The organism is Providencia sp. PROV189, from assembly GCF_028480065.1.
Classification (GTDB): domain Bacteria; phylum Pseudomonadota; class Gammaproteobacteria; order Enterobacterales; family Enterobacteriaceae; genus Providencia; species Providencia stuartii.
On sequence record NZ_JAMPOG010000027.1, the window covers coordinates 1 to 3,231 of the forward strand.

The 3,231-nt window shown below is 36.4% G+C and carries 3 protein-coding genes and 1 pseudogene; 1 reads left to right on the plus strand and 3 read right to left on the minus strand.

What is annotated here, in order from left to right; all coding sequences use genetic code 11:
• Positions 1-261: 261 nt before the first annotated feature.
• Together PR833_RS15835 and PR833_RS15840 are read right to left on the minus strand one after the other, a co-directional pair.
• Positions 262-1,611 (minus strand): phospholipase D family protein, encoded by a 1,350-nt coding sequence (locus tag PR833_RS15835; protein ID WP_272526335.1) that lies wholly within the window; start codon positions 1,609-1,611, stop codon positions 262-264.
• 371 nt (positions 1,612-1,982) lie between these two features.
• A pseudogene (locus PR833_RS15840) lies at positions 1,983-2,090 on the minus strand (transposase); the annotation flags it as partial.
• A 127-nt stretch (positions 2,091-2,217) separates the two neighbouring features.
• On the opposite strand from PR833_RS15840, the gene PR833_RS15845 reads away from it, so the two are divergent.
• Complete coding sequence (locus PR833_RS15845; RefSeq protein ID WP_014657374.1) at positions 2,218-2,355, plus strand: prophage integrase; 138 nt, start codon at positions 2,218-2,220, stop codon at positions 2,353-2,355.
• A gap of 73 nt (positions 2,356-2,428) precedes the next feature.
• Here the strand turns inward: PR833_RS15845 and PR833_RS15850 are convergent.
• Positions 2,429-3,231, minus strand: an 803-nt coding sequence (locus PR833_RS15850; protein WP_272526336.1) for an IS3 family transposase, incomplete at its 5' end; no start/stop codon positions are given.

Sequence of the window (3,231 nt, forward strand, 5' to 3'; positions counted from 1 at the left end):
ACGAGTGAACTGTTTGAGGTCAGCTTCGGTTTTAATGCCTTTTGCAAATTCTGCAGCAAGGGCTTTTAGTTTTTTCTCATCCATAATATGCCTGCTTTGTTGTTGGATTTAACCTATCAAAAGCAGGCAAATACACAATCTAAATTACAGTCTTGATAGTATGGATTAATTATAATAACTCAGAGTTATTAATGTACACTTAAAATATATTGGCACCGAGATGGATATTGAGTATCAGTGCCAATTCAATTTATTGAAAAATTATATATTAATTTTTACGGGGTATCCTAATGCTCTAAGTGCTTTGTTTGTTCTTCCATTTCTAGGTGGTGTATCTTCAGGTTTAGCCCATCCTGCAACTTCAGCAATAGAGTTAATTCCATAATGAGCAAATTTATAATCTTCATCCTTTCCTGCTAGATATATTCGTTCCCACATGTTTTCAGCTTTGCCGCCATATAAAACAAATTCAAGAAGTTCAAAAATATTTTGACCTTTTTGATTGCGTTGGCTTATCAACCATTTCGTATATAAAGGTAAACGTTCATTTCTTGTCAACGTTTTCTTGTTTGGTTCCCCTAGAGATTCTGAACTCATTTTTATCAAATGATCCATTGTCGCATGGGTAGAATGTATAATATTCAGAAGATCATTTTCTTTCAGGCTTTGAATATTACTACGCTGTAAGCTTTGACGTATTAGTGGTGCCTTGATTTGCAGATTATCATTTTCATTTGATGGTGGGGCAGGTAAATTTTTCCACCATGATAGCATATCTGTTAGCGCTGCCTGAGGATTTCTACTATTCATTTGGTAGAGTTCCTCATAAGGATAGGTATTATCATTTTGTTTTACTTTATTATAATAGTACGCATGTAGAAATTGATCTGTTTGCCAAAAAAGTGGTGTGTTTTCTGCAACCCAAGTAGGCCGGTACTTATCAATTTGTGCTGCAATATTTTTAATTATGGATAGTGCACTTTCCCATTCTTTTTTGAAATTCTCTTTCAATTTATCTTTTGATTTTTTATTATCAATAAAGCTTACACCTTCCCAAAAAGGCATTTCTCTTTTTGATTTTATTTTTTCTTCTTCATTTTTTTTCTGCTTTTCAAGTTCTAAAAATTTTTTCTGTTCTTGAATTATATTTTCATTTAAATCAAAACATACATCCAAAGATTCTAGATTATCAAAAAATTCTGTTAATTGTTCTAGCATACCAGAGTTAACTAGATCACTCTCGGTAAAGAAAACACCAGCTTCTATATTTGAATACCATGCACGGTTAGTGAGATTCGCTGAACCTATATAAGCACCATATCCTTTCCACCAGATAATTTTGCTGTGTAATGCATCCGGGACTAGTTTACAAAAAATATTGTTTTTTGTATTTTTCAGGAGCTTTGTTAGGAAACTGGGAGCAACTGGTACTGTGTGGTCATAACGCATCCAGATATCTAATCGAAACTTGTTATCTATGCAATGTTGCAATAGTTCTGTTCTATCATCACCATACGCTATTGCTGCAACGACACCATCTAACTCAGTTCCTGAAGGAGGTAATAATGATTTGAAAAATTGCTTATTTAAGCCATTTGCAACTAATTTCATTTTGACCCTTAATTTTTACTTTGAATAAGTTCATACTGCCATATCTTGCTATAAATACCGAGTCTAAATAAATTATGTCTATGAGTGTTTGAATTTTTTCTTATCTCATGTAAAACCACTGAGTATACATTTAAGTATACAAAAAATTATCTATAAATTTATATCAAATAAAAACAATGCATTGCCTATAAAATGCGAGTCCGGCCTTCGCACCACTAAAGTGAAAATTAAGACGCTCAAGGCGTCTTTTTTATGCCTGAAATCTTAAGGCTACAAGGCTTTCTTCGCATTTTTAGTTAATGCATGTCAATCCAGGCCAACCCGTATTAACCTCCTTGTGAGTATATCTGTCGCTTCGATAATATTTATTACGCATTACTGCTCCCATTTTGGCGACAAATGTCTTCCACTTTCATCCCTGAATCAGCGAGTTTTAAGATATTAGCGATTTGAGTCTCAGTAAAACGAACTTTTTTCATCATGACCTCTGCAATTTTTAGGGCAAAAAATCTAATTATAGCTGTCTCATTTTAGGGGATGTGGACAACGCGAAATCATCTGAGATATCTCGTATATACCCACTCTGAGGTGAAGAGAACAAAGAATATGGTATTAACCGATACAAAAGTTCGTGCAGCTAAACCGGACGGGAAAGGTTATACACTGACTTTGTTAGTCTTTATTCGTTCTAGTGAATTGTGCTTTGCCCGTTGGGATGAAATTGATTTTGATAATGCCAAGTAGACGATCCCCGTGAAATGTGAAGCGATAGGTGAGGTGGTAATCCCCCCGTTTTTAACCGAGGTTATAAGTAGAATCAGGTCATTCGTTGTAGATGTTGCATTGGGGTATAGCCATTCAACGCCATGTTCGGCCGTTCGTGATTATAAAACCATTGCCACCGTGTAGCATAGTCTTGTAATTCATCCAGTGATGAAAACAAGTATTGCCCTAACCACTCATAGCGGACTGTCCGATTATAACGCTCAATGTAAGCATTTTGCTGCGGATTACCTGGCTGGATAAAGTTTATTTTGATATCTTGCAGATTAGCCCATGATATCAATATATTACTGGTGTATTCTGGCCCATTATCACAGCGTATGGAAACCGGTTTTCCTTTCCACTCAATAAGTTGCTCTAGTACTCTTACAACCCGACTCGCCGGCAGGGAAAAATCCACTTCAATAGCTAATGCTTCACGATTAAAATCATCGATGATATTCAATAAACGGACTGAGCGCCCATCCGACAGTTGATCATGCATAAAGTCCATTGACCAACATTCATTGCTCGTTTCGGGTACCGTCAGTGGCTCGGGCTTATCCCGTTCTAGGCGTTTCTTCGGCTTTATTCGCATGTTCAGTGACAACGCACAATAAATTCGGTAAACCCTTTTGTGGTTAAATCTTAAGTTTTTTACGTTTCGAAGGTATAAAAAGCACAAGCCAAATCCCCAGTTGCGCTGGCTATCAGTGATGCGTATCAGCCAGTCAGCTATTGCTTCATTTTCTTTACTCAGTTTAGCTTGATAACGATAGCAACTTTCGCTCACTACAAATAACTGGCAGGCAAAACGTACGCTGATATTCCGTATTTTGACAGCTTCTTGCGCCATCT